At 50.5% G+C, this 20,923-nt stretch carries 28 protein-coding genes; 7 read left to right on the top strand and 21 right to left on the bottom strand.

Going from position 1 to position 20,923, the window contains the following annotated elements; genetic code table 11:
• Nucleotides 1-34: 34 nt before the first annotated feature.
• Nucleotides 35-508: a DUF494 domain-containing protein gene (locus tag L3K52_02720; GenBank protein UOG92656.1), complete on the bottom strand. Its 474-nt coding sequence runs from the start codon at nt 506-508 to the stop codon at nt 35-37.
• A complete protein-coding gene (gene dprA / locus L3K52_02715; GenBank protein ID UOG92655.1) occupies nt 508-1,668 on the bottom strand; it encodes a DNA-processing protein DprA in 1,161 nt (386 codons plus the stop codon). Before dprA ends, L3K52_02720 begins: the two co-directional genes overlap by 1 nt.
• 181 nt (nt 1,669-1,849) lie before the next feature.
• On the opposite strand from dprA, the gene L3K52_02710 reads away from it, so the two are divergent.
• The 3 genes from L3K52_02710 to L3K52_02700 are packed head-to-tail and all read left to right on the top strand — an operon-like array spanning nt 1,850 to nt 3,379.
• Nucleotides 1,850-2,182, top strand: a complete 333-nt coding sequence (locus L3K52_02710) for a hypothetical protein (GenBank protein ID UOG92654.1) — start codon at nt 1,850-1,852, stop codon at nt 2,180-2,182.
• Between the two features lie 13 nt (nt 2,183-2,195).
• Nucleotides 2,196-2,870, top strand: a complete 675-nt coding sequence (locus L3K52_02705; GenBank protein ID UOG92653.1) for a transporter substrate-binding domain-containing protein — start codon at nt 2,196-2,198, stop codon at nt 2,868-2,870.
• Complete coding sequence (locus L3K52_02700; protein UOG92652.1) at nt 2,867-3,379, top strand: SEL1-like repeat protein; 513 nt, start codon at nt 2,867-2,869, stop codon at nt 3,377-3,379. The genes L3K52_02705 and L3K52_02700 overlap by 4 nt, the downstream gene beginning before the upstream one ends.
• Here the strand turns inward: L3K52_02700 and hisH are convergent, their stop codons facing one another.
• The 8 genes from hisH to moaA (L3K52_02660) all read right to left on the bottom strand — a co-directional run bounded on the left by hisH (nt 3,380) and on the right by moaA (L3K52_02660) (nt 9,592).
• On the bottom strand, nt 3,380-4,018 hold the full coding sequence (hisH, locus tag L3K52_02695) for an imidazole glycerol phosphate synthase subunit HisH (GenBank protein UOG92651.1): 639 nt from the start codon (nt 4,016-4,018) through the stop codon (nt 3,380-3,382).
• A gap of 30 nt (nt 4,019-4,048) precedes the next feature.
• The gene (locus L3K52_02690; protein UOG92650.1) at nt 4,049-4,351 is read right to left on the bottom strand and encodes a DUF3368 domain-containing protein; all 303 of its coding nucleotides are present in this window, start codon (nt 4,349-4,351) and stop codon (nt 4,049-4,051) included.
• Nucleotides 4,352-4,525: 174 nt separating this feature from the next.
• Nucleotides 4,526-4,789 (bottom strand): UPF0175 family protein, encoded by a 264-nt coding sequence (locus tag L3K52_02685; GenBank protein UOG92649.1) that lies wholly within the window; start codon nt 4,787-4,789, stop codon nt 4,526-4,528.
• Nucleotides 4,780-6,033: an XRE family transcriptional regulator gene (locus L3K52_02680; GenBank protein UOG92648.1), complete on the bottom strand. Its 1,254-nt coding sequence runs from the start codon at nt 6,031-6,033 to the stop codon at nt 4,780-4,782. The genes L3K52_02685 and L3K52_02680 overlap by 10 nt, the downstream gene beginning before the upstream one ends.
• A 34-nt stretch (nt 6,034-6,067) precedes the next feature.
• Nucleotides 6,068-6,607 (bottom strand): hypothetical protein, encoded by a 540-nt coding sequence (locus L3K52_02675; protein UOG92647.1) that lies wholly within the window; start codon nt 6,605-6,607, stop codon nt 6,068-6,070.
• Complete coding sequence (locus tag L3K52_02670; protein UOG92646.1) at nt 6,579-7,637, bottom strand: transposase; 1,059 nt, start codon at nt 7,635-7,637, stop codon at nt 6,579-6,581. Before L3K52_02670 ends, L3K52_02675 begins: the two co-directional genes overlap by 29 nt.
• A 287-nt stretch (nt 7,638-7,924) precedes the next feature.
• Nucleotides 7,925-8,518: an imidazoleglycerol-phosphate dehydratase HisB gene (hisB, locus tag L3K52_02665; protein ID UOG92645.1), complete on the bottom strand. Its 594-nt coding sequence runs from the start codon at nt 8,516-8,518 to the stop codon at nt 7,925-7,927.
• 63 nt (nt 8,519-8,581) lie between these two features.
• Nucleotides 8,582-9,592, bottom strand: a complete 1,011-nt coding sequence (gene moaA, locus L3K52_02660) for a GTP 3',8-cyclase MoaA (GenBank protein ID UOG92644.1) — start codon at nt 9,590-9,592, stop codon at nt 8,582-8,584.
• 145 nt (nt 9,593-9,737) lie between these two features.
• Here moaA (L3K52_02660) and L3K52_02655 point away from each other — a divergent pair, with 145 nt between their 5' ends.
• Nucleotides 9,738-10,226 (top strand): disulfide bond formation protein B, encoded by a 489-nt coding sequence (locus L3K52_02655; protein ID UOG92643.1) that lies wholly within the window; start codon nt 9,738-9,740, stop codon nt 10,224-10,226.
• Nucleotides 10,227-10,430: 204 nt separating this feature from the next.
• Here the strand turns inward: L3K52_02655 and L3K52_02650 are convergent, their stop codons facing one another.
• From L3K52_02650 to moaA (L3K52_02630), 5 genes are all read right to left on the bottom strand, one after another.
• Nucleotides 10,431-10,574, bottom strand: a complete 144-nt coding sequence (locus L3K52_02650) for a hypothetical protein (protein UOG92642.1) — start codon at nt 10,572-10,574, stop codon at nt 10,431-10,433.
• A gap of 648 nt (nt 10,575-11,222) precedes the next feature.
• A complete protein-coding gene (locus L3K52_02645; GenBank protein ID UOG92641.1) occupies nt 11,223-11,363 on the bottom strand; it encodes a DUF433 domain-containing protein in 141 nt (46 codons plus the stop codon).
• The gene (locus L3K52_02640) at nt 11,336-11,515 is read right to left on the bottom strand and encodes a hypothetical protein (protein ID UOG92640.1); all 180 of its coding nucleotides are present in this window, start codon (nt 11,513-11,515) and stop codon (nt 11,336-11,338) included. The genes L3K52_02645 and L3K52_02640 overlap by 28 nt, the downstream gene beginning before the upstream one ends.
• On the bottom strand, nt 11,515-12,108 hold the full coding sequence (hisB, locus tag L3K52_02635; protein ID UOG92639.1) for an imidazoleglycerol-phosphate dehydratase HisB: 594 nt from the start codon (nt 12,106-12,108) through the stop codon (nt 11,515-11,517). Before hisB (L3K52_02635) ends, L3K52_02640 begins: the two co-directional genes overlap by 1 nt.
• A 63-nt stretch (nt 12,109-12,171) precedes the next feature.
• On the bottom strand, nt 12,172-13,182 hold the full coding sequence (gene moaA, locus L3K52_02630; protein UOG92638.1) for a GTP 3',8-cyclase MoaA: 1,011 nt from the start codon (nt 13,180-13,182) through the stop codon (nt 12,172-12,174).
• A gap of 145 nt (nt 13,183-13,327) precedes the next feature.
• On the opposite strand from moaA (L3K52_02630), the gene L3K52_02625 reads away from it, so the two are divergent.
• The gene (locus tag L3K52_02625; GenBank protein ID UOG92637.1) at nt 13,328-13,816 is read left to right on the top strand and encodes a disulfide bond formation protein B; all 489 of its coding nucleotides are present in this window, start codon (nt 13,328-13,330) and stop codon (nt 13,814-13,816) included.
• 78 nt (nt 13,817-13,894) lie between these two features.
• On the opposite strand, the gene L3K52_02620 is transcribed toward L3K52_02625, so the two are convergent.
• Genes L3K52_02620 through L3K52_02605 form a run of 4 tightly spaced genes read right to left on the bottom strand, consistent with a single transcriptional unit; the run spans nt 13,895 to nt 15,014 of the window.
• Nucleotides 13,895-14,161, bottom strand: coding sequence for a hypothetical protein (locus L3K52_02620; GenBank protein ID UOG92636.1), 267 nt, complete (start codon nt 14,159-14,161; stop codon nt 13,895-13,897).
• A gap of 51 nt (nt 14,162-14,212) precedes the next feature.
• The gene (locus tag L3K52_02615) at nt 14,213-14,416 is read right to left on the bottom strand and encodes a hypothetical protein (protein UOG92635.1); all 204 of its coding nucleotides are present in this window, start codon (nt 14,414-14,416) and stop codon (nt 14,213-14,215) included.
• A 14-nt stretch (nt 14,417-14,430) separates the two neighbouring features.
• A complete protein-coding gene (locus L3K52_02610; GenBank protein UOG92634.1) occupies nt 14,431-14,784 on the bottom strand; it encodes a DUF5615 family PIN-like protein in 354 nt (117 codons plus the stop codon).
• Nucleotides 14,781-15,014 carry a DUF433 domain-containing protein gene (locus L3K52_02605; GenBank protein UOG92633.1) on the bottom strand — a complete coding sequence of 78 codons (234 nt, stop codon included), beginning with the start codon at nt 15,012-15,014 and terminating at the stop codon, nt 14,781-14,783. Before L3K52_02605 ends, L3K52_02610 begins: the two co-directional genes overlap by 4 nt.
• A 193-nt stretch (nt 15,015-15,207) precedes the next feature.
• Here L3K52_02605 and L3K52_02600 point away from each other — a divergent pair, with 193 nt between their 5' ends.
• Nucleotides 15,208-16,266, top strand: coding sequence for a hypothetical protein (locus L3K52_02600; GenBank protein UOG92632.1), 1,059 nt, complete (start codon nt 15,208-15,210; stop codon nt 16,264-16,266).
• Nucleotides 16,267-16,572: 306 nt separating this feature from the next.
• Here the strand turns inward: L3K52_02600 and dld are convergent, their stop codons facing one another.
• Nucleotides 16,573-18,279, bottom strand: coding sequence for a D-lactate dehydrogenase (gene dld, locus L3K52_02595; GenBank protein ID UOG92631.1), 1,707 nt, complete (start codon nt 18,277-18,279; stop codon nt 16,573-16,575).
• A 9-nt stretch (nt 18,280-18,288) separates the two neighbouring features.
• The gene (locus L3K52_02590; protein UOG92630.1) at nt 18,289-19,983 is read right to left on the bottom strand and encodes an L-lactate permease; all 1,695 of its coding nucleotides are present in this window, start codon (nt 19,981-19,983) and stop codon (nt 18,289-18,291) included.
• Between the two features lie 142 nt (nt 19,984-20,125).
• On the opposite strand from L3K52_02590, the gene L3K52_02585 reads away from it, so the two are divergent.
• Nucleotides 20,126-20,923 (top strand): FCD domain-containing protein, encoded by a 798-nt coding sequence (locus tag L3K52_02585; protein UOG92629.1) that lies wholly within the window; start codon nt 20,126-20,128, stop codon nt 20,921-20,923.

Genomic DNA, 20,923 nt, shown 5'->3' with positions numbered 1-20,923 from the left:
GATGCCACAAGCCTTCAGTCGGGTGAATGCTTCTTCAGTGAAACACCGGGGCTTCGCCGGAAACGCTCAAGCCTTCTGCCCAGAAAAAGCTATTGCCCTCTTCGGGGCGGTTCAGCAAGACCATTAATACCACCCATTTGAGGCGGTCGAGGTTGAAATCGTCGTCTTGCAATTCCAGCACGCGGTCGAGGATTTGTTCGCGGGCTTCCGCGCTGATCACGCCCGCGTGTTCCAAGAATATTAAATAGCCTTGGCATTCGCCGTCCAGCCAATAACGTTCTTGCGGGGAAAAGATGCGCGTGGTGCACGAGCGGTAGGTCACTTCCACGCGCTCGGCGTCGTCACCAAGACTTTCCAGCCAATCGAAAGCGCGGGTAATTTCGCTGTTCAGGAAACCAGCGTCTTGCAAATAACCGTGCATGGAGGCGCGGTCTTCCGGCAGGTTGTCACCCATGTCGGGATAATTGTCGAAAAGGTAGAAGAGAACGTCCAGCGTATTTTCTTTCATCAGTTTCCAGTTCCTGACCCCAATCGCATGTAATGCCCACCACCACATGCTGCTACAAGGTTGTGCAGTTCAAGCATAAGGAGGATGGATGAAACTGCCTCAGCGGTCAAGCCTGTATTCAGGATAATCTGGTCTATCGGTAGCGGTTCGTAGCCCAACGCATCAAGCACTTGCGCGTATTCGGGATCAAAGGTATCGGTGTCGGGTAATTGCGCAGATAGGTTCAATACCGCTTGTCCGGGTGTTGTCGGATTCGCCTTATCTTGTTGTAACCAAACGTTTAGTTGTGGCGCAATTTCCTCCAAAATATCGTTAGCCGTTTCGACCAATTTGGCACCTTGGCGGATCAAATGGTGGCAACCGCGTGCCAACGGGTTATGAATCGAGCCGGGAATGGCAAATACTTCGCGCCCTTGTTCCATCGCATGGCGGGCGGTCACAAGTGTGCCGCTTTGCAAAGCCGCTTCCACGATTAATACGCCAAAACTCATGCCGCTGATAATGCGGTTGCGGCGCGGAAAATGTTGCGGGTGCGCAGGAATACCGATGGGGAATTCGGAGACGATGCAACCTTGCGCGGCAATGCGTTCCGCCAGTTTGCGATTGCGCAGCGGGTAGATAATGTCGAGACCGTTACCGACCACGGCGAGGGTATTGCCCCCGGCGTCTAACGCGGCTTCGTGGCTGTGTGCGTCAATGCCGACCGCCAAACCGCTGGTGACGGTGAGGCCATTGGTGGCGAAATGCGCGGCAAAGGCGCGGGCGTTTTCTTTGCCGCCTTGGGTCGGGTTGCGGCTGCCGACCATGCCGATTTGCGGGTCATTCAGCAAATCGGGGTTGCCGAGAGCAAACAATACCGGCGGCGCGGTGCGGATGCGTTTGAGCAAGGCGGGGTAACGGCTGTCTTCGGGCACGAGAATGTGGTGATCAGCGGCGGCTTCCAGCCAGCGCCAATCGGGGAGCGCGGCTTCGCGGTCTTGCGCACGGTAGGCGGCAATGCCTTCCTGTTTCAAACCCGCTTCCAGCAAGGCACTGTCAGACACGCGCAAGGCTTCCGCTGCCCCGCCGAAATGTTCCACAAGTCGCCGCAGGCTGCTAGGGCCCATGCCTTTGGCACGCCAGAAATGCAGACGGGCGCGAAGTTCTGAATCAGTGAGCATGAAAAAAAGATCCCGTGGTGAAGAGCCTGCATTTTCCGCCAAGCACACGCCCGCGTGCAAACAAATCCGCTGGACTGTGTTTCGCGCCTAACCTACCTTTTATCTCTATCACACTCAACAACACTGGCATTGCATCTATACTGTCAATGTCAATCAACCATAACAGTGTGAGAATTGTGGTATGCAAAAAATTATTTGGTTCTGCGGTGTTGCCTTGCTTTGTCTGGCAACCAGCCTAGCAGCGGCGGTGCCGCCCCCGTCACCGCCTGCCGCCACTGCAACCACGCCACCCGCCGAGCCGGTCAATGTACTGTCTGCCGCCAAACAAGCGGGTGTGTTACGGGTAGCGATGGAGCCGGATTTCCCCCCATGTATTGGATTAACGAAGAAGGCAAGGAAGACGGTTTCGATTACCACTTGGCGTTACTGGTGGCTAAAGAGCTGGGTACTTCCGACCGTGCAAGCGGTGGAAGATGATTATTCCAAGCTGCCCGGTTTAGCGGTTGAAGGGTAAGGCGGACATGGTGATGGGCGGCTACATTCCTGATGATTCCATTGAGGGTATCGCTTGGTCGGATAGCTATCTGGATTTCGGGCAGTGCCTGATTGTGCCGCGTGGTAGCACGATCAAAAATATCAAGCAGTTGCGCGGGAAAACCATTGGCGCTTACGAAGACCCTGCTGTTATTAAGTGGATCAACGACACGATTCCCGGCAAAAAAGCGTTAGTGACTTACGAAGGCGTGGGCTGGTTTCGTCATCTGGAAAAACGCGATGTTGACGCCATCATTTACGATTACCCGTTCACGGTTGAAGAAATCAAACCGTTTAGCAGCAGTTTGCAAATTGCTGCCTTTAATTTGAATGAAAGCACCTACGCGATTGGCATGAAACAGGGTAACGATGCGATGCGTACCGCTGTCAACACTGCGCTTGCGAAGATCAAGGAATCCGATGAATATGCCGAGTTAATCAAACGCTATTTGCCCTTCAAAATTTCCAACGAAGTGCCGGAAGGCAGCAATACCTACACTATCCAACCCGGTGATTCACTTGGCAAAATTGCTGCAACAAAATTGGGTACGGCAACCGCTTGGAAAACCTTGTGGGAACTCAACAAAAATCGTATTCCTAACCCTAACTTGTTGGAAACAGGCGATATATTGATTATGCCTAAAGCAGCGGAGAAGGTAACACCGTGAAAATTGACCGTTTTTGGATGATACAAATCGTCATTATCATCAGTTTATTTGCGCTATTGATTGGCAGCTATTTGTTTTCGTTTGGCTGGTTTGCCGATAAGTCCACCAATCTTGCGGCAACCGTAGCGCCAACGCCTGTTGAAACCGCAGAAATAGCGCCTCCTGCCCCCGCAGTCACTCTTGTAGCGGCTTCCAGCAAACCGCCTGCAACGTGTACGCCTGCTGGGGAAACCTTATCCAGTGACAGCATTCGCGACAGCTTAAGCAGCAGTGATGGGTTACGCCAGACAAGTTGCTTAGAGTTTTTGCAAGCGGAAAGCCTTGCCGGTGATAAAGGTGCAGAATTATGGCTAGGACAAGCGCATCATCATGGTTGGAGTGTGGTGAAAAATCTTGAGGAAGCCGCCCGCCATTATCGGCAAGCGGCGAGTAGTGATGATTTGTCAGTGCAGGATTCCGCCCAGCAGTGGTTAAAGCAGTTGGAACAAGAGCAGGCGTTGCCCAACTGATTACGGCTGCCAGTTGACGAAATTTTCCAGCAATTTCAAGCCATCATCCGCCGATTTTTCCGGGTGCGCCTGAATCGCAAACACATTGTCGTTGGCAATCGCTGAAGCATAGCTGATGCCGTATTCGGTCGAGCCTGCAATCAAGTCTGGCGTGACTGGCTCGACATAATAGCTGTGGACGAAATAGAAGCGTGCGCCATCCGCAATGCCTTGCCACAGCGGGTGTTCGACTTGATGCCAGATTTGATTCCAGCCCATTTGCGGAATCTTCAGGCGCACGCCGATTTCCTGATGCACCGTGCCGAAGTAGCGCACATTACCTTCGTACAGCCCTAAGCATTCGATGCCGCCGTTTTCTTCGGAATGCTGCATCAAGACCTGCATCCCCATGCAAATGCCGAGGAAGGGTTTGGTCTGGATGACTTCGCGTACCACTTCCGCCATGCCACGAGTTTCGAGTTCGCGCATACAGTCACGCGCCGCACCTTGCCCCGGAAATACCACGCGGTCGGCTTTGAGGATCATGTCCGGGTCAGACGTAATCGCTACCGTGGCATTGCCAGCAGCAGCGTGGGAAACGGCGCGTTCCACCGAGTGCAGGTTGCCCATGTTGTAGTCGATGATGGCGATTTTTTGCATTAGCTGTTCTCTTATAAGTGCGGAGAGTCTTCAAATCTCACCAGCTTGTTGTAAGGCTTTAATAATGATGTTCTCTCCAAGATGAACATCCGAAGCCGATAAGGTCATTAATAACGGTTTGATCGCAGGCAACATACCGCGTTGCTTCGCTAACAACAGCACGCCCACACTGCCCATGACTTCTAAACCGTTGGCATACGCAACTTTTTTAGCGCGTTGGTCATCAACCAACGATAAATCAGCGGATATTTCCAGATACAAAGCCATTGCTTCGCGCTCACCCAAGCCTAAACCTTTGAGCGGATGAATCGGAAAATTTGCGGTTGAAGCCATCAATACTTTGTCTTGCAAATACAAACTGAGATTGCTGGCTTCAGGTTTACTCTGCTACGCGAACTTCTTGAAAAACAGCATCAGGGACTCGCACCTGCCCAAACAATTTATCCAACAGTGACAGGCAGCCACACACGGACAACGCTACCAATGGCGAGGAATCAGCAATAACAATCATACGGGGTGTAGCCGATTAAAGCGCATCACATCCGCTTCTAAATCATCCGCATCCGTGTTAATAACAGGGATATTGTATTGTTTACACGCGGCAAAAAAGCTGTAGATGTCAACCCCGGCAAATTCACAAGCAGCACCACGCGATAATTGCCCAGACTGAAACAAAAGCAATGCTGTGTACAGTTTTGCTTTTTGCGCCAGTGTCGTCGTGTCTTGTTGGGACGGAAAACAGTGGTCAGGTATGTCTAATGTCAATTGCATGGTTGTGTACCTCTGCTGGGAATTATGCGAACGGGCAGCGAAATCACGTTTGAAGAATCACGCCTAACCATCGTATTAAGATTGCCGGACACCTCATCCCGTTTGCGCAATGTGGGTATGTTTATCTGAATAACTTCGCCAAAATCTTCACGCAAATAACCTTCTGGCAACTGGCACAAGGCTTCTACATCATAGGCAGACAAACCGATCGTGCTTAATAGCTGCGCTTTGCTGAATCCACCGTCTTCCAGCAACAACTTGATAGCGCGAGGCAACAGGCGTGGTAATTCCGGTTGCAGTACATCATCCAGTGGCTCACCACGCTTCCAGCCTCTTGCACTGTAGTTTTTCCATAGGCGAGTGGTATAAGCATCATCCAGTACATTGAGAGACTTTGCTCGCATGATCATGGCTGCAATGGAGGTTTTCCAACGCCGTTTCAGCACCAACAAGGTATCCAGTGTTGGGCAAGCCAATTCCACTGAAATACTGTCCGCTGGCATCAGGAATGCGCTAGCAAATAAATGGGCTTGGCGTTCTAACTCATTATACATACGCGAATTATCGGCTGGCGTTAAATAACGGTGCATGATGAGATGACCCAATTCATGGGCAACATCAAAACGATTACGTACTGCACTGGCCTTGTCTGCGGCAATGAACATGTAAGGGCGACCTTCGGGATCAAACCAGCGGGATACGCCATCCATCTTGATGTATCCCAAAGATTCACGCACGGTCAACACACCTGAGCCTTCAACAATACGAATAACATCGTCAATCGGTCCAAGCCCCAAGCGCCAATGGTTACGGCAAGTCACTGCAAGCGTTTCAATGTCCTCATCCGTCAAGGCTAGTGCCTCCTTACGGGACAATGAAGCGGGCAAATTAAGAGCAGGCCAACCCACCCACTCCTGTATGGTTTGTGACAGTTCGTATGCCCACTCCAAACGGGTTTTGGCAATATTGCGGGCTTCCTTAGTCAAAGCAACACTGGAACGGAAAAAATAACCCGTTTGACCGTAATCAGGAACGGTTTTTAGAAACCACGCTGTCGGTAAATTGAGAGCAGCCGCAACCTTTTCCAATGCACCAATTTCAGGAAGCTGCTCATTCCGTTCCCATTTGGACAAGGACGCAGTAGAACAACCACTAATCGCACTGAGCGCGGTTTGAGTCAGCCCCCGTGCAGTACGTGCTTGTGCCAATCGTTCGCTTTGAAAACCTGCTACTCCAGTACGCATATCATCACCTTACCCTGCGGTTGAGTTACCGCCCTCAATATCGCCAAGACGCTTTTTCAGGAAAGGCAGTGGCTCCAGAATCATCTGACGACAATGTATTGCTATGGCAAGCAGCCCGTATTTCATCGAGGCTTGCCCGCATATGGAAATTCGTTAAGTCAGAAAATGGCACAATGAAAGCAATGTAAGGTAAATTTTGTTGCAGGGGATTTTCTGTAACAGTTGCAACCAAAAAAATCTTATCTGAGGTTGTGCCGACTTGACAGGCTTCAAACATATCCTGCGTGAAGGGTTCTACCGCTTCATTCAACTTACCCAACTCTTTCTTATGCTTTGCGTTATTCCAATGCTTGGATTTGTCGCGGATGCAACCCATAACAAATGTATTGGAAACCACTTTTGCATAATGATGCCCTTTGGGGCTGGTTGGGGCACGTGATGCTTCCAAACCAGCATGACTAGCAGCATCAACCACTTCATCCACAAGATGCGCGTGTTGCATAGTGCCTTCAATATGGGAACGCATTTCTTTTGAATAACTGATGTTACGCAGCCCTGAGTACCTGTAGCTCATCAAAAGCGACACGAACTGCTTTGGCGTAGAGTTTTGCCCGTAAGGCAAAGTGGTTAAGATGTTTGCTGATGGTCAAACACTCCATTTTGAAGACGGCGACGATGGAGGCGAATAAGTGATTCGCTTGAGTTTTGGCAGTGTGGGCAGGGGATTTGGCAAATGCCGCATTGGATTTGAGCGATTTATGGAAGACCTCGACTTTCCACCGTTTTTGGTAGGTTGTCGTGATTTCGTCCCACTCTGCCACCAACTTGCTACAAACCAGATACAAAATGCCGCTGCTGCCGTCTTTGTTCGTAAAGATTTGCCGGGCGAGTTTGACGGGGAATGTCAGCCCCTTCAAGTAGCCCGTGATGGCTTTTTGTTCTGTCCATGCCAATTGGTCGAGCCGTGTGTAACGTTTTGCCTTGCTGTCTGCTTCGCTCAATGCCACTAATCGGTTACTTTTCAATGCCATAATGAAGTCCTTTTGCCGTTTCTCCTTGATGTGTTCCATATTCTCGGCGGAGGCGAACCAAATGTCGCTCAACACCCATGAAAATTTCAGTTGGTTTTGAATGCAGGTGTCAATCATTGAGCGCATTTGCTCATTTTTGGTGACACCGCTGCACCGTTTTTCTTGGCGTGTCTTGATGTCGCAGAAACGGAACGGTTTTCGTATCAGCTCAAACGCGACGGGAATGGATGCTCCATTGCTATGGTACAGGCAGTTCAATAGGTTGATTCCCTTGATATTGCGTCCTTTGCAGTGGTCGTAATGCCAACAAATCAGATCGCTTTCGTCCATATGGGGCTTTTCTTGCACCGTATCGTCGAAAATCAGGATGCCATCGGCTGATTCGACCTCCCTGACAGTCTTTTTTACCTGTTTCCATAGGTCTTTCGAGGTGTACTCATCTCCCGAAAGAAAACGACTGATCGCATCGTGGCTAATTTCGCCATCCAGTAGTTGCGATAAACCCGTTGCTGTGGCGTAGCCAAAAGTCACGGTCAGGTAGTCGGTGTAGAGGTCAAGGCGTGTTTGATTCATACCTGAAATATAGTCGATGAGCGGTCGGACTGCGTAACATCAGTGAATAATGATTCGTTACGTAGCTTGATGCTGCTTGAAATTTTGCCGTGATGCGTTCTTCAAGCTCAGTTAAAAATGCAGAGCCGAACTCCACTGCCATTCGACTGATCAATGATTGCCTAATATCGTCCATTATTCTATCCTAAAGTTATCCTTAATCGGAATAATAGCACCATTTTTTTCGTTATGTAGAAAATAAGGCATTAGTTTTTATGCATTACGCCAGATAAATCACTTAGTAACCCTTACAAACTCCCCTTGGTCGACGGCATAATCCCCGCCATGCGCGGATCCAGCTCCAACGCCATGCGCAACGCCCGCCCGAAAGCTTTGAAAACGGTTTCGGCAATGTGGTGCGAATTGCGCCCTTTCAAGTTGTCGATATGCAATGACACCAGCGCGTGATTCACAAAGCCTTGGAAGAATTCGTAAAACAGGTCGGTTTCAAATGCACCAATGTTGGTGCGCGGGTATTCCACCTGATGTTCCAGCCCCGGTCTGCCGGAAAAGTCGATGACCACGCGAGACAGGGCTTCGTCCAACGGTACGTAAGCGTGACCGTAACGGCGGATGCCTTTTTTGTCGCCGACGGCTTGCGCGAAGGCTTGCCCTAAGGTAATGCCGATGTCTTCGACGCTGTGGTGGTCGTCGATGTGGTGGTCGCCTTTGCACTCAATGTCGAGGTCGATCATGCCGTGGCGTGCCACTTGATCGAGCATGTGTTCGAGGAAGGGAATGCCGGTCGCAAAGCGTGATTTGCCGGTGCCATCGAGGTTGATGGTAATGCGAATTTGGGTTTCGAGCGTGTTGCGTGCCACGCTGGCAGTACGTTCAGTCATAAAGAACCTGTGTAACAGTAAGTTTGCTCGGATTCTACCACAGGCAGGCCGCGCTGCTAGGCTTTAGCCGCCCGTGGCGCTCATGTGGCGGAAAATCAGCGGTTGTGCCGCTTGCAGATTAAACTCATGCCCTTGCGGTTTGATAGCCATGGATTCGAGCAACGCTGCCCGCACGCGCGCATCATCGCTTGGGTTTGCCCGCAATACGCGCCGCAAATCCATCGAATGTTCCTGCCCCAAACACAGCAGCAAGCGTCCTTCTGCCGTCACGCGCACCCGGTTGCAGGTATCGCAAAAATTGTGGCTATGCGGTGAAATAAACCCCACACGGTACGCGCTGTCTTCGCGGCGAAAATAGCGTGCCGGGCCGCCAGTCTGTTCTTCGATCGCGCTCAAAGGCAAGTGCTGTTGCAAGTCGCGCAAAATTTCATCGCTGGAATAAAACGCTTCGGCACGGTCATGATCGCCAATGACACCTAGGGGCATTTCTTCGATAAAGGTAATGTCCATGCCGCGCCCGTGGGCAAATTCCACCAAATTCAGCACTTCGTCGTGGTTGCGGTGTTTCAAAATAACGGCATTGAGTTTGACGCGCTGGAAACCCGCTTCCAAGGCTGCGTCGATGCCTGCCAGCACTTTATGGATGTCACCCAAGCGCGTTAAAGCGTGAAAACGGTCGGGATTTAAGGTGTCGAGGCTGATATTGACGCGGGTAACGCCAGCGGCTTGCAGGTCTTTGGCGTAACGCGCCAATTGCGTGCCGTTGGTGGTCACGGTCAAATCGTGCAAGCCGTCGAGTTGCCCCAAATCTTGGAACAGTTTCAAAATATTGCGGCGCACCAGCGGTTCGCCGCCGGTAATCCGAATTTTATTCACCCCCAGCTCCACAAAGGCTTTGCCCAAGCGCGTCATTTCTTCTAGGGTGAGTAATTGTTCACGCGGTACAAAGGTCATGTCTTCGGACATGCAATACACGCAACGCAAATCGCAGCGATCCGTCACGGACAGCCGCACATACGTGACTTGCCGCCCGAAACGATCCACCAATTGCACAGGGTTTGCCTTCGTATCCATAACCGCCTCTCTCAACCGCATCCAAACACCTACTGTACACAGCCTACCCCGGAAAAGAAAACAACCGCAATAAGGGATTTCATACTGTGGGGTGCTGCTAATTCTTGTACGATAGGCGTTGTGAAAATACAGGAAACCCCGACACATGTTGACAGTAACCTCTAAAACCTTATGGCTGGCGCTTGGCCTGATTGCCATGAGCCTCGCGGCAAGCAGCTTTGTGCTGACCGCTTGGCTGGATTTGCATCCGTGCTATTTGTGCGTTTTTCAGCGGCTGTTATTCATGCTGCTGGCGGTGTTTGGGTTGCTGGCGGCGACGGGGTTTGGTGAAAAAGTATGGGGCGGGCTGGTGATGTTGCTGGCAGGCGTGGGAACCGCGACCGCCGGTTATCAGACGTGGTTACAATTGCAGCCGCCGGGCAGCGCGTCATGCGCAGGCAGCAATCCGAATCTGATTGAGCAATTGGTGTATTTCCTCAGCGATAATATTCCCAGCTTATTTGAAGTCAGCGGCTTATGCGAAGACCAAGAACTGGTCATTTTGGGACTTTCGCTCGCGAATTGGGCGCTGGTGTCGTTTTTGGCGGCGGTGATTGCGGCGGTGTGGGCGTTGCGTTTGAAAAAGACTGCTTAGGACGATGCAGCGGCAGTTACGGGATAGATTGCTCAATATCCCGACGTAGACCAGACATGTTCAAAGTCCGGGTTATGAAGTTACTTGGTTAGTACGGTGAAATCGTCAAATCCGCATGGTTATTATGCGACACACCAAACGCTGGAATGAATATGCCTTGCCACACTGTGCGAGTGAGTTCCTTGATTAGACTTGCTCGATCTGTCACTGCAGGTTCTGCGCTTGCATGAAGCACCAGACGTTCTTCATACACGCGGAAGGCAAATTAGGGTCAATGGTTATCGCAATGGACATCCATAGCAGCTTGTCCAGTTCTGAGTAGAGCTTACGGTTGATGGTGGTTGGCATGGCGGCTTTGCCTGCTTTGCTGGTGCTTTCATGAGGATAGCATGAATGCCTGTCAACGCGGGATTGAGCCGAGGCAAACACTATCGACCACGATGTTTAGGAACTGCAAGGCGAAATTGACTATGCTGGCAAAGGATTTGGCGTGATCATTATTGCGCATAGCTCGCCTTTAATCGTTCGGCATCGTGATGCGCATTGCTTGGAATGTTTTGGATGCACTATTTGGCGAAGCTCATCGCAGTGTTCGCACAGACTGTTTATGACAGAAGTTACTGTCGGAAATAAAGCATGGCTCAGCCAAACTTGCTAGTTATTTACAAGGAAAAGTGAAAGAATCGCATCTGATTTGCACATTATCGGTGGCGACACAATCGACAAGGGTGAATTAACCTCTATCGTATTGTCAGAAAATGATGTTGATCTGTTGATATGACGAGCAAAGCCAGGGCTGATCTTTAAGCCAGCATAAATCCACCAAGTCAAAATCATTGGCAGACTCGACGATTCGATTGAAGCCAAGCGCAAAGGTCGTTGATGAATTGATCAGTCGTTCGATTTGCTTTGCGGTAAGCCCAAAGTATGGCGCGTATCGTAACCCGCTTCTTTAAGCTGGATTTGCCAACTTGCGTGGCAAATGTGCATCGAACTTCACAATGTCGTTTCAATGCGTTTGACTTGGGAAAGACAGGCGGCATACGCCAGCACTGCCAGCAAATCCTCGCGTTCCAAGTCTTCGTAGTCATCCAGAATCTCATCGAGACTCATGCCCGCGCTGAATAGCTCCAACATGGTTTCCACGGGGTAACGTAACCCACGGATGGTGGGTTTGCCGTGGCAGACGTAATCGCTACCGTGGCATTGCCAGCAGCAGCGTGGGAAACGGCGCGTTCCACCGAGTGCAGGTTGCCCATGTTGTAGTCGATGATGGCGATTTTTTGCATTACAAACTCCCCTTGGTCGACGGCATAATCCCCGCCATGCGCGGATCCAGTTCCAACGCCATGCGCAACGCCCGCCCGAAGGCTTTGAAAACGGTTTCGGCAATGTGGTGCGAATTGCGCCCTTTCAAATTGTCGATGTGCAATGACACCAGCGCGTGATTCACAAAGCCTTGGAAAAATTCGTAAAACAGGTCGGTTTCAAACGCGCCAATATTGGTGCGCGGGTATTCCACCTGATGTTCCAAGCCCGGTCTGCCGGAAAAGTCGATCACCACGCGGGACAGGGCTTCATCCAATGGCACGTAAGCGTGACCGTAGCGGCGGATGCCTTTTTTGTCGCCAACCGCTTGCGCGAACGCTTGCCCCAAGGTAATGCCAATGTCTTCGACGCTGTGGTGATCGTCGATGTGGTGGTCGCCGTTGCATTCGATGTCGATGTCGATCATGCCGTGCCGCGCCACTTGATCCAGCATGTGTTCGAGGAAAGGAATGCCGGTCGCAAAGCGTGATTTGCCGGTGCCATCGAGGTTGATGGTAATGCTAATTTGGGTTTCGAGCGTGTTGCGTGTCACGCTGGCAGTACGTTCAGTCATAAGGAACCTGTGTAACAGTAAGTTTGCTCGGATTCTACCACAGGCAGGCCGCGCTGCTAGGCTTTAGCCACCCGTGGCGCTCATGTGGCGGAAAATCAGCGGTTGTGCCGCTTGCAGATTAAACTCATGCCCTTGCGGTTTGATGGCCATGGATTCGAGCAATGCTGCCCGCACCCGTGCATCATCGCTTGGGTTTGCCCGCAATACGCGCCGCAAATCCATCGAATGTTCCTGCCCCAAACACAGCAGCAAGCGTCCTTCTGCCGTCACGCGCACCCGATTGCAGGTATCGCAAAAATTGTGGCTATGCGGTGAAATAAACCCCACACGGTACGCGCTGTCTTCGCGGCGAAAATAGCGTGCTGGGCCGCCAGTCTGTTCTTCGATCGCGCTCAAAGGCAAGTGTTGTTGCAAGTCGCGCAAAATTTCATCGCTGGAATAAAACGCTTCGGCACGGTCATGATCGCCAATGACGCCTAGGGGCATTTCTTCAATAAAGGTAATGTCCATGCCGCGCCCGTGGGCAAATTCCACTAAATTTAGCACTTCGTCGTGGTTGCGGTGTTTCAAAATGACGGCATTGAGTTTGACGCGCTGGAAACCCGCTTCCAAGGCTGCGTCGATGCCTGCCAGCACTTTATGGATGTCACCCAAGCGCGTCAAAGCGTGAAAACGGTCGGGATTTAAGGTGTCGAGGCTGATATTGACGCGGGTAACGCCAGCGGCTTGCAAGTCTTTGGCGTAACGTGCCAATTGCGTGCCGTTGGTGGTCACGGTCAAATCGTGCAAGCCGTCGAGTTGCCCCAAATCTTGGAACAGTTTCAAAATATTGCGGCGCACCAGCGGTTCGCCGCCGGTAATCCGAATTTTATTCACCCCCAGCTCCACAAAGGCTTTGCCCAAGCGCGTCATTTCTTCTAGGGTGAGTAATTGTTCACGCGGTACGAAGGTCATGTCTTCGGACATGCAATACACGCAACGCAAATCGCAGCGATCCGTCACGGACAGCCGCACATACGTGACTTGCCGCCCGAAACGATCCACCAATTGCACAGGGTTTGCCTTCGTATCCATAACCGCCTCTCTCAACCGCATCCAAACACCTACTGTACACAGCCTACCCCGGAAAAGAAAACAACCGCAATAAGGGATTTCATACTGTGGGGTGCTGCTAATTCTTGTACGATAGGCGTTGTGAAAATACAGGAAACCCCGACACATGTTGACAGTAACCTCTAAAACCTTATGGCTGGCGCTTGGCCTGATTGCCATGAGCCTCGCAGCAAGCAGCTTTGTGCTGACCGCTTGGCTGGATTTGCATCCGTGCTATTTGTGCGTTTTTCAGCGGCTGTTATTCATGCTGCTGGCGGTATTTGGGTTGCTGGCGGCGACGGGGTTTGGTGAAAAAGTATGGGGCGGGCTGGTGATTTTGCTGGCAGGCGTGGGAACCGCGACGGCAGGTTATCAGACTTGGCTGCAATTGCAGCCACCTGGCAGCGCGTCATGCGCAGGCAGCAATCCTAATCTGATTGAGCAATTGGTGTATTTCCTCAGCGATAATATTCCCAGCTTGTTTGAAGTCAGCGGCTTATGCGAAGACCAAGAACTGGTTATTTTGGGACTTTCGCTGGCGAATTGGGCGCTGGTGTCCTTTTTGGCGGCGGTGGTTGCGGCGGTGTGGGCGTTGCGTTTGAAAAAGACTGCTTAGGATAAGCAGCGGCAGTTAAGGGATAGATTGCTCAATATCCCGACGTAGACCAGACATATTCAAAGTCCGGGTTTGAAATTACTTGGTTAGTATGGTGCAAATCGTCAAATCCGCATGGTTATTATGCGACACACCAAACGCTGGAATGAAAATGCCTTGCCCCACTGTGCGAGTGAGTTCCTTGATTAGACTTTGCTCATCGTCACTCAGGTTCTGCGCTTGCATGAAGCCCCAGCGTTCTTCATACACGCGGAAGGCAAATTCAGGGTCAATGGTTTCGCAATGGACATCCCATAGCAGCTTGTCCAGTTCTGAGTAGAGCTTACGGTTGATGGTGGTTGGCATGGCGGCTTTCCTGCTTTGCTGGTGTTTTCATGAGGATAGCATGAATGCTTGTCAGGCGGCTTTTTGCTGAGGTAAATGCACATCGACCACGATTTCGGAATAAGGCGTAAACACCTTGCCCTGTGCATCGCGCTCAATTGCTAGCCACTCCATCAAACGTTCCACATCGTTATGCACATTCTTGTAATCGCGCTGCAAGGTGCGGGCAAGTTCGGCAATGCTCATCGCGCAGTGTTCGCGCAACGTTGCCAACATGTGTTTACCCCGCCCTAAGCATGAATGATCAAGCTATCCCTCGTCAGTTCGATGAAACGCGCGTCCGCAAAAGCCGCCTCGATTTTCCCCAGATTGTTCAGAAACAAGGCTTTCAACTCATTGTTGTGGATGTTGCCTGTTGATACCAAGAGCAACTTCCACGGCTGATCTTTTAACCAGAATGAATCCACGAAATCAGCATCTTTGGTGACAACAATTCGCTCTTCTGCAAGCGAAAGGTCGTTGATGAATTGATCAGTCGTTCGATTTGCTTGCGGTAAGCCCAAAGTATGGCGCGTATCGTAACCCGCTTCTTTAAGCTGGATTGCCAACTTGCGTGGCAAATGTGCATCGACTAAAAACTTCATGCTGCCAATGCCGTTTCAATGCGTTTGACTTGGGAAAGACGGGCGGCATACGCCAGCACTGCCAGCAAATCCTCGCGTTCCAAATCTTCGTAGTCATCCAGAATCTCATCGAGACTCATGCCCGCGCTGAATAGCTCCAACATGGTTTCCACGGGGTAACGTAACCCACGGATGGTGGGCTTGCCGTGGCAAATGCTGGGGTCGATGGTGATACGGCTGTGTGCATTCATTCGCTGTCCCTCAGGTGCTTTTCAAAAAGCATATCACAATGCCTGAGCGTTTATATGCACAGAACTAAGCCGCCCGCTGTTGGGGCAAATGCACATCGACCACGATTGAGCATTGAGGCGTAACAAACGAAAGTGGTGGCTTTTTATTAACCATAATGATAGGTTATATATCATCTGATTTTTGGATGCTGATATGTTCAATGCACTTTTTAAGTTATATAACAGTAGCTCTGTAAGAACCCCGCAAGAACGTTTTACAACAGAAGCATTCTGTAGTGTTCTGCGATCTGATCAATCTTTATTGAAAAATTTTCTCAAAGAGTTTGCTGGGATTGAGACAGAAGATATTAATTTCAATATAAGCACTGAAAAAATTTATAAAAATCACTCGCGTCGTATTGATGTGATTTTCGAGAATAATAGTTATTTGATATTTTTAGAGATAAAAGTCAACTCTTCCGAAAATGACCAAGAAGACGCTGATGCTCAGCAATTGAAGGCTTATGCTGAAATTCTTAAGACAATATCTAAAGAGACTGTTTTATTGTTTTGTACAAAAAATTACGAGCCAAAAAACCCAGCATTATATAGCCCAATCAAATTCAATCAATATCAATGGTGGCAAGTATATGATTTTTTGATAAAGCAAGAAAAAAGCAACCACTTAGTTACGCATTTCTTAGATTATTTGGACAGACAGGAAATAGGTAAAATGCATAAAATAAATAAATATGATTTAGAAACAATGCGATATTTGGTTGAAATGTTAAAGTCTTTAGATGCCAATATTGCATTAATAAGTCCAAAATTTGAAGCAAGGTTTGGAAAGCCAGATGGAAAGAGTTTGGTTCTTAGTCAAATGCTAGATCATCGTAGAGTTGTATTATCTAAAAATGTATTAGGGAAAGAAGGCGTTGTTATTGTAGGTTTTTATTTTGGAAGCACTTCAGTAGTTCAGCCAAAACTATTAGTCTATGTTTGGCTAAATGACAGAAAAGATGAAAATAATAATTATAAGAATATTAGAAATCTCATAGATTCATATGCTGGATCAAAAGATGATTTTTCTAGTTCTCCCAAAGAAAGCGTTTGGTTCGGTTTTGGATATCAAAAAGAACTGGAATTCTTTCTTGAAAAAGAGAATCAATCCAAATTGATTACAGAATGGTGCGTAGAAAAAATGAAAGAACTTCATGACTTCATGATGAAGTCTAAAAATGAATATGATATTCCGTGGCAAATAAGAACATAACATAGCAAAAATGACAGTTCACGCCAACCAAAAAGGCGAGGCATCTCGCCTTTTTCTTTCCCTAAACCGATTGCATTTTAGTGCTTTTTTTCGGTGCAATCAAATCGGTAAGCGAGCATCCAAGCATTTCCGCTGCCATTGCTACCGTTTCGGAAAGTGTTAGGGGCGGATGTCAGTTGCATTAGAACCCATCTCAATAGTGTGAACGCTTTGGATAGAGTTTACAGTTGATGGTAGTAGGCATGGTGGCTTTCCTGCTTTACTTCGTTTTCACAAGAACAGCAGGAAAACCCATGCGTCCGCCCATCACCCACAACAACTACAATTCCTCTTATACTTCTCCATCTTCCCAATCCCCGGATTAAACGTATTGGTCGGGTCGAGCTTTTTGTAAAACTCGCGCAAACCGCTTTCCGCCTCATACAAATGCCCGACATTATGCTCCGCCGGATACTTCGCCCCCCGCGCATCCAGCAATGCCAACATCGCCTTTTTCACCGCATGGGCATCCGCACCCTTTTTCAGAATGTAATCCTGATGGAAAACATGGCACATAAAATGCCCGTAATACAAAGTATGTTCAATCTGGCTGCGAATATGCTCCGGCAACACTTCCACCCAATCCGCATCATTGCGCCGCAACGCAATATCCAACGCCAACATTTCTTCGCCGACCTGATCACTGAACAACGTCTGGTAACGAATCGCCGCGCCCGCCGCCGCAAACCGCTGCAAGAACGCCTTACTCGCCTCCTGCGGCGTACACTCAAAATACGCCCCCGCATTGCCCGCATCCGCAAAGAATTCCGGCAAAAACGCCTGCGCCTCGGCAATCCCGCCCTCGCTCATTTTCAAAATCAAGTGATGTTCATAACGGTCACGGAATTCCAACAAACGCCCCGGCAAATGCTGCGGAAACAAATGACTAACGCCCTGCATTACCCGATCACTCAAATATTTGGGCAACACCGGCAACTTATTCAACGTCGCATCGGTACGCCCCTTAATCGCAAACAACTTCGGCATCACATCCGTACCCAACTTCTCAATCGTCAGGAAGGTATCTTTGCCGTACTTTTCCGCAATATTGAAAATATCGCGGTGCATGTATTCGCCCACTTCCGGCACATTTTCAAACTGACTGAGGATGTGGCGACGCAAGCGCGTCAACACCTGCGGGTCATTCGTGCCGATGTAAAACGCTTGCTCCTGCTGCACCATCGGAAACGTATCCAGTCGCACCGCAAACACCGCCAATTTCCCCGCGCACCCGCTGGCTTCAAACAAACGGCTTTCATCGGCATTGAAACGCGCTGGTGTCGCCGCGTCCACATCGCGCAACCGCGCCACGTAGTCGCGAGCCGATGCCAGCTTACCGCCATCATCCACCCCGTCTTTCGCAAAATTGCCAGACTCCAGCCGTGTAATCATCTCCTCCGGCGAATCGCCCAACGCAATGCCCAAATGGTTAACCATTTCGAGCTTGCCCTGTTCATTCACCTGCGCAAACAGTGCCATTTCGGTATAAGCCGGGCCGCGTTTGACCAAAGCTCCGCCCGAATTATTCGCCACGCCGCCGACAATCGACGCGCCCAAACAGGACGAGCCGATCACCGAATGCGGCGCACGCTTCAATGGCTTGAGCAATTTTTCCAACTTGTGCAAAGTCGCACCGGGAAAACTCAACACCTGTTCACCGCCGTTCAACAGCACCAAATCGTCCATCGCCAAGGTATTGATCACCACCACTTCACGGTCGTAATCGTCCCCGCTGGGGGTCGAGCCTTCCGTCAAGCCGGTTTTCGCCGCCTGCATAATGATAATGGTGTTTGCATCCACACAGGCTTGCAGCACGTTCCACAGTTGCATGAGGGTGTGCGGAAACACCACCGCCAATGCCGTGCCACTGCCCGAACGGAAACCAGTACGGTAATACTCAGTACGGCGTTGCCCGGTCGTTAGCTTATCCGCGCCCACAATGCCTTGCAGGGTGGTGATCAGGGGATGGTTCATGGCAATGCCTCACATTAATGGGTCAGTCACGCCTAAGAAATGGATGGCAATCATGGTAATAATGCCCGCCATCACCAAATAATACAGCGTCGGAATAATCGTCAAGCGAATGGTTTGCCCTTCACGCCCCAGCAAGCCCACCGTTGCCGATGCCGCCACCACGTTGTGAATCGCAATCATATTGCCCGCCGCCGCGCCCACCGCTTGCACCGCCACCAACATTGCACCCGATACCCCAATCAAGCCAGCCGTATCAAACTGGAATTGCGCCAACATCAGGTTGGAAACGGTATTCGAGCCAGCAATAAACGCGCCCAACGCCCCAACTGCCGGAGCAAAGAACGGGTAAACATCGCCCACACTGCTGGCAACCAATTGCGCCATTGCGCGTGGCATGGACGGCAAGTCCGCCAGATTCACCCCAGAGTTAATCAAAATCCGTACCATTGGAATGGTGAAAATCAATACAAAGCCAGCACCCAGCAAAGTACGCGAAGACTCGCCCACTGCCGCTTTCAACTCAGAAAATTTCATGCGATGCAGGAAGAATGTCGCCAGCACCACCAACACCATAATGCCACCCGGCAAGTACAGGAACTCGATTTTGCCGGAAATGCCTTTTTCACCGAGAATATCCACCCATGGCAATACCAACGTATTGTTCAGGAAGGCTTTTACCTCGGCATTCGCCCGTGACAGCACCAGCAACACTGCCAGCAATACATACGGCAACCACGCCATGCCAATCGACACGGGTGCTTTTGCGGTCAGGCTATCCAGCTTGATTTCGATGCTGCCCATCCATTCCGCTGCCCATTCGCTCGGTGGCGCAAAATCCCACGATTTTTTCGGCACCAAGAAACCGGCACGCGCCGCTGGTACAACCAATGACAAACCCACCAATGCACCAATGATAGAAGGGAATTCCGGCCCTAAAAACACGCCAGCCAATGCGTAAGGAATTACAAATGCCAAACCGGCAAAAATCGCAAATGGTGCAACTGCCAACCCTTCCATCCACGACTTGTTACGCCCAAAGAAGCGGGTCAACATCACGCACATGAACAGCGGCATTAACACGCCAATAATCGCGTGCGTAATCGCCACTTCCGAGGTAATCAGTGCGTACAACACATCCCAGCTTGAGCCTTCGCTGAGTAATTTTTCGCTGATGCCAGCCTTATCCAAACCGCCAGAAACCCCAACGATAATCGGCGTACCCACCGCACCGAATGATACCGGCGTGGATTGCACCATCATCCCGACCATGACCGCTGCCATTGCCGGAAAACCCAAAGCCACCATCAACGGCGCAACCACCGCTGCGGGTGTACCAAAACCGGATGCACCCTCAATAAAGCAGCCAAACAACCACGCCACGATAATGACCTGAATGCGTCGATCGGTGCTGACATTCGAGAAGCCCGCCCGAATCGCGGTAATCGCCCCCGAATGCTTCAGCGTATTCAGCAGCAAAATGGCTCCGAAAATAATCCACAGAATCGCCCCTGTGAGAATCAACCCTTGCAGGGTAGAAGCCAGCACCCGATTAGCCGTCATTTCCCACGCGGTAAGCGCAATCGCCACCGTCACCACGAAAACCACGGGCATCGCTCGCCGTGCAGGCCAGTTAAATCCCACCAGCAGCACGGCTGCCAGCACCAAGGGCAAAAATGCCAGTAACGAAAGTAGCGTTTGACTCATTGAGAACTCCTCCTCCTGAATATTATTGGTCTTACCAATTGTGCTATAATGGCTAAATGGTAAGACCATGAATTCTGGGGCTTTTCGTAAGTCCTTGTCAATACACAATCTAATCCACTTGCAATAAAACTTTCAGGCTTTTATGATAGCGAAAATTGGTAAGACCAAAAAAGCGGAAGCCATGAAGAAATTACGTATCGCCGAACAACTCACTCAACAACTGGAACAAATGATCACCAGCGGGCATTTCACGCTGGGCGAACGTTTGCCTGCCGAACGCGCCTTGGCGGAACAATTCGGCGTATCGCGCCCTTCCTTGCGCGAATCCATCCAAACCCTGATTAGCCGGGGTTTGCTGGTTTCCAAACCCGGCGGCGGCACGTTTGTGGAAAACGATACCCCGCAAGCCAACGCGCCGTGCAGCAGCCCCTTGGTCGAGTTGTTCCGCGACAATCCCGAATACCGTTTCGACGTGCTGGAAATCCGCCACGCCTTGGAAGGCAATGCCGCCTGGTATGCCGCTTTGCGTGCCACTGATGACGACAAAGCCAATATCCGCGACTGTTTCGAGCGCATGATCGCCCGCCACGGCAGTGCTGACCCGATGGACGAAGCCCGCGCCGATGCCGATTTTCATCTGGCGATTGTCGAAGCCTCGCACAATCTGGTGCTGCTGCACGTCATGAAAAACCTGTTTGAACTGCTGCAAAACAGCATTTCGCACAATCTGGATAAGCTCTACACCATCCCGCGCGTGTTCGATCCGCTGAAGAATCAGCACCGCGAACTGATGGAAGCCGTCCTTGCCAGTGACTCCGAACGCGCCCGCAAAGCCGCGCAAGAACATCTGGCTTTTGTGGAAGATTCCCTCAAATCCATCGACGCAGACGAAGCCCGCAAAGTGCGGTCGTTGCGCCACCTTACTTTGCTTGGAAGGTAA

The organism is Candidatus Thiothrix sulfatifontis, from assembly GCA_022828425.1.
GTDB lineage: Bacteria > Pseudomonadota > Gammaproteobacteria > Thiotrichales > Thiotrichaceae > Thiothrix > Thiothrix sulfatifontis.
The sequence above is the reverse complement of the archived record's forward strand: the minus strand, read 5'-3'. Positions and strand labels throughout refer to the sequence as shown.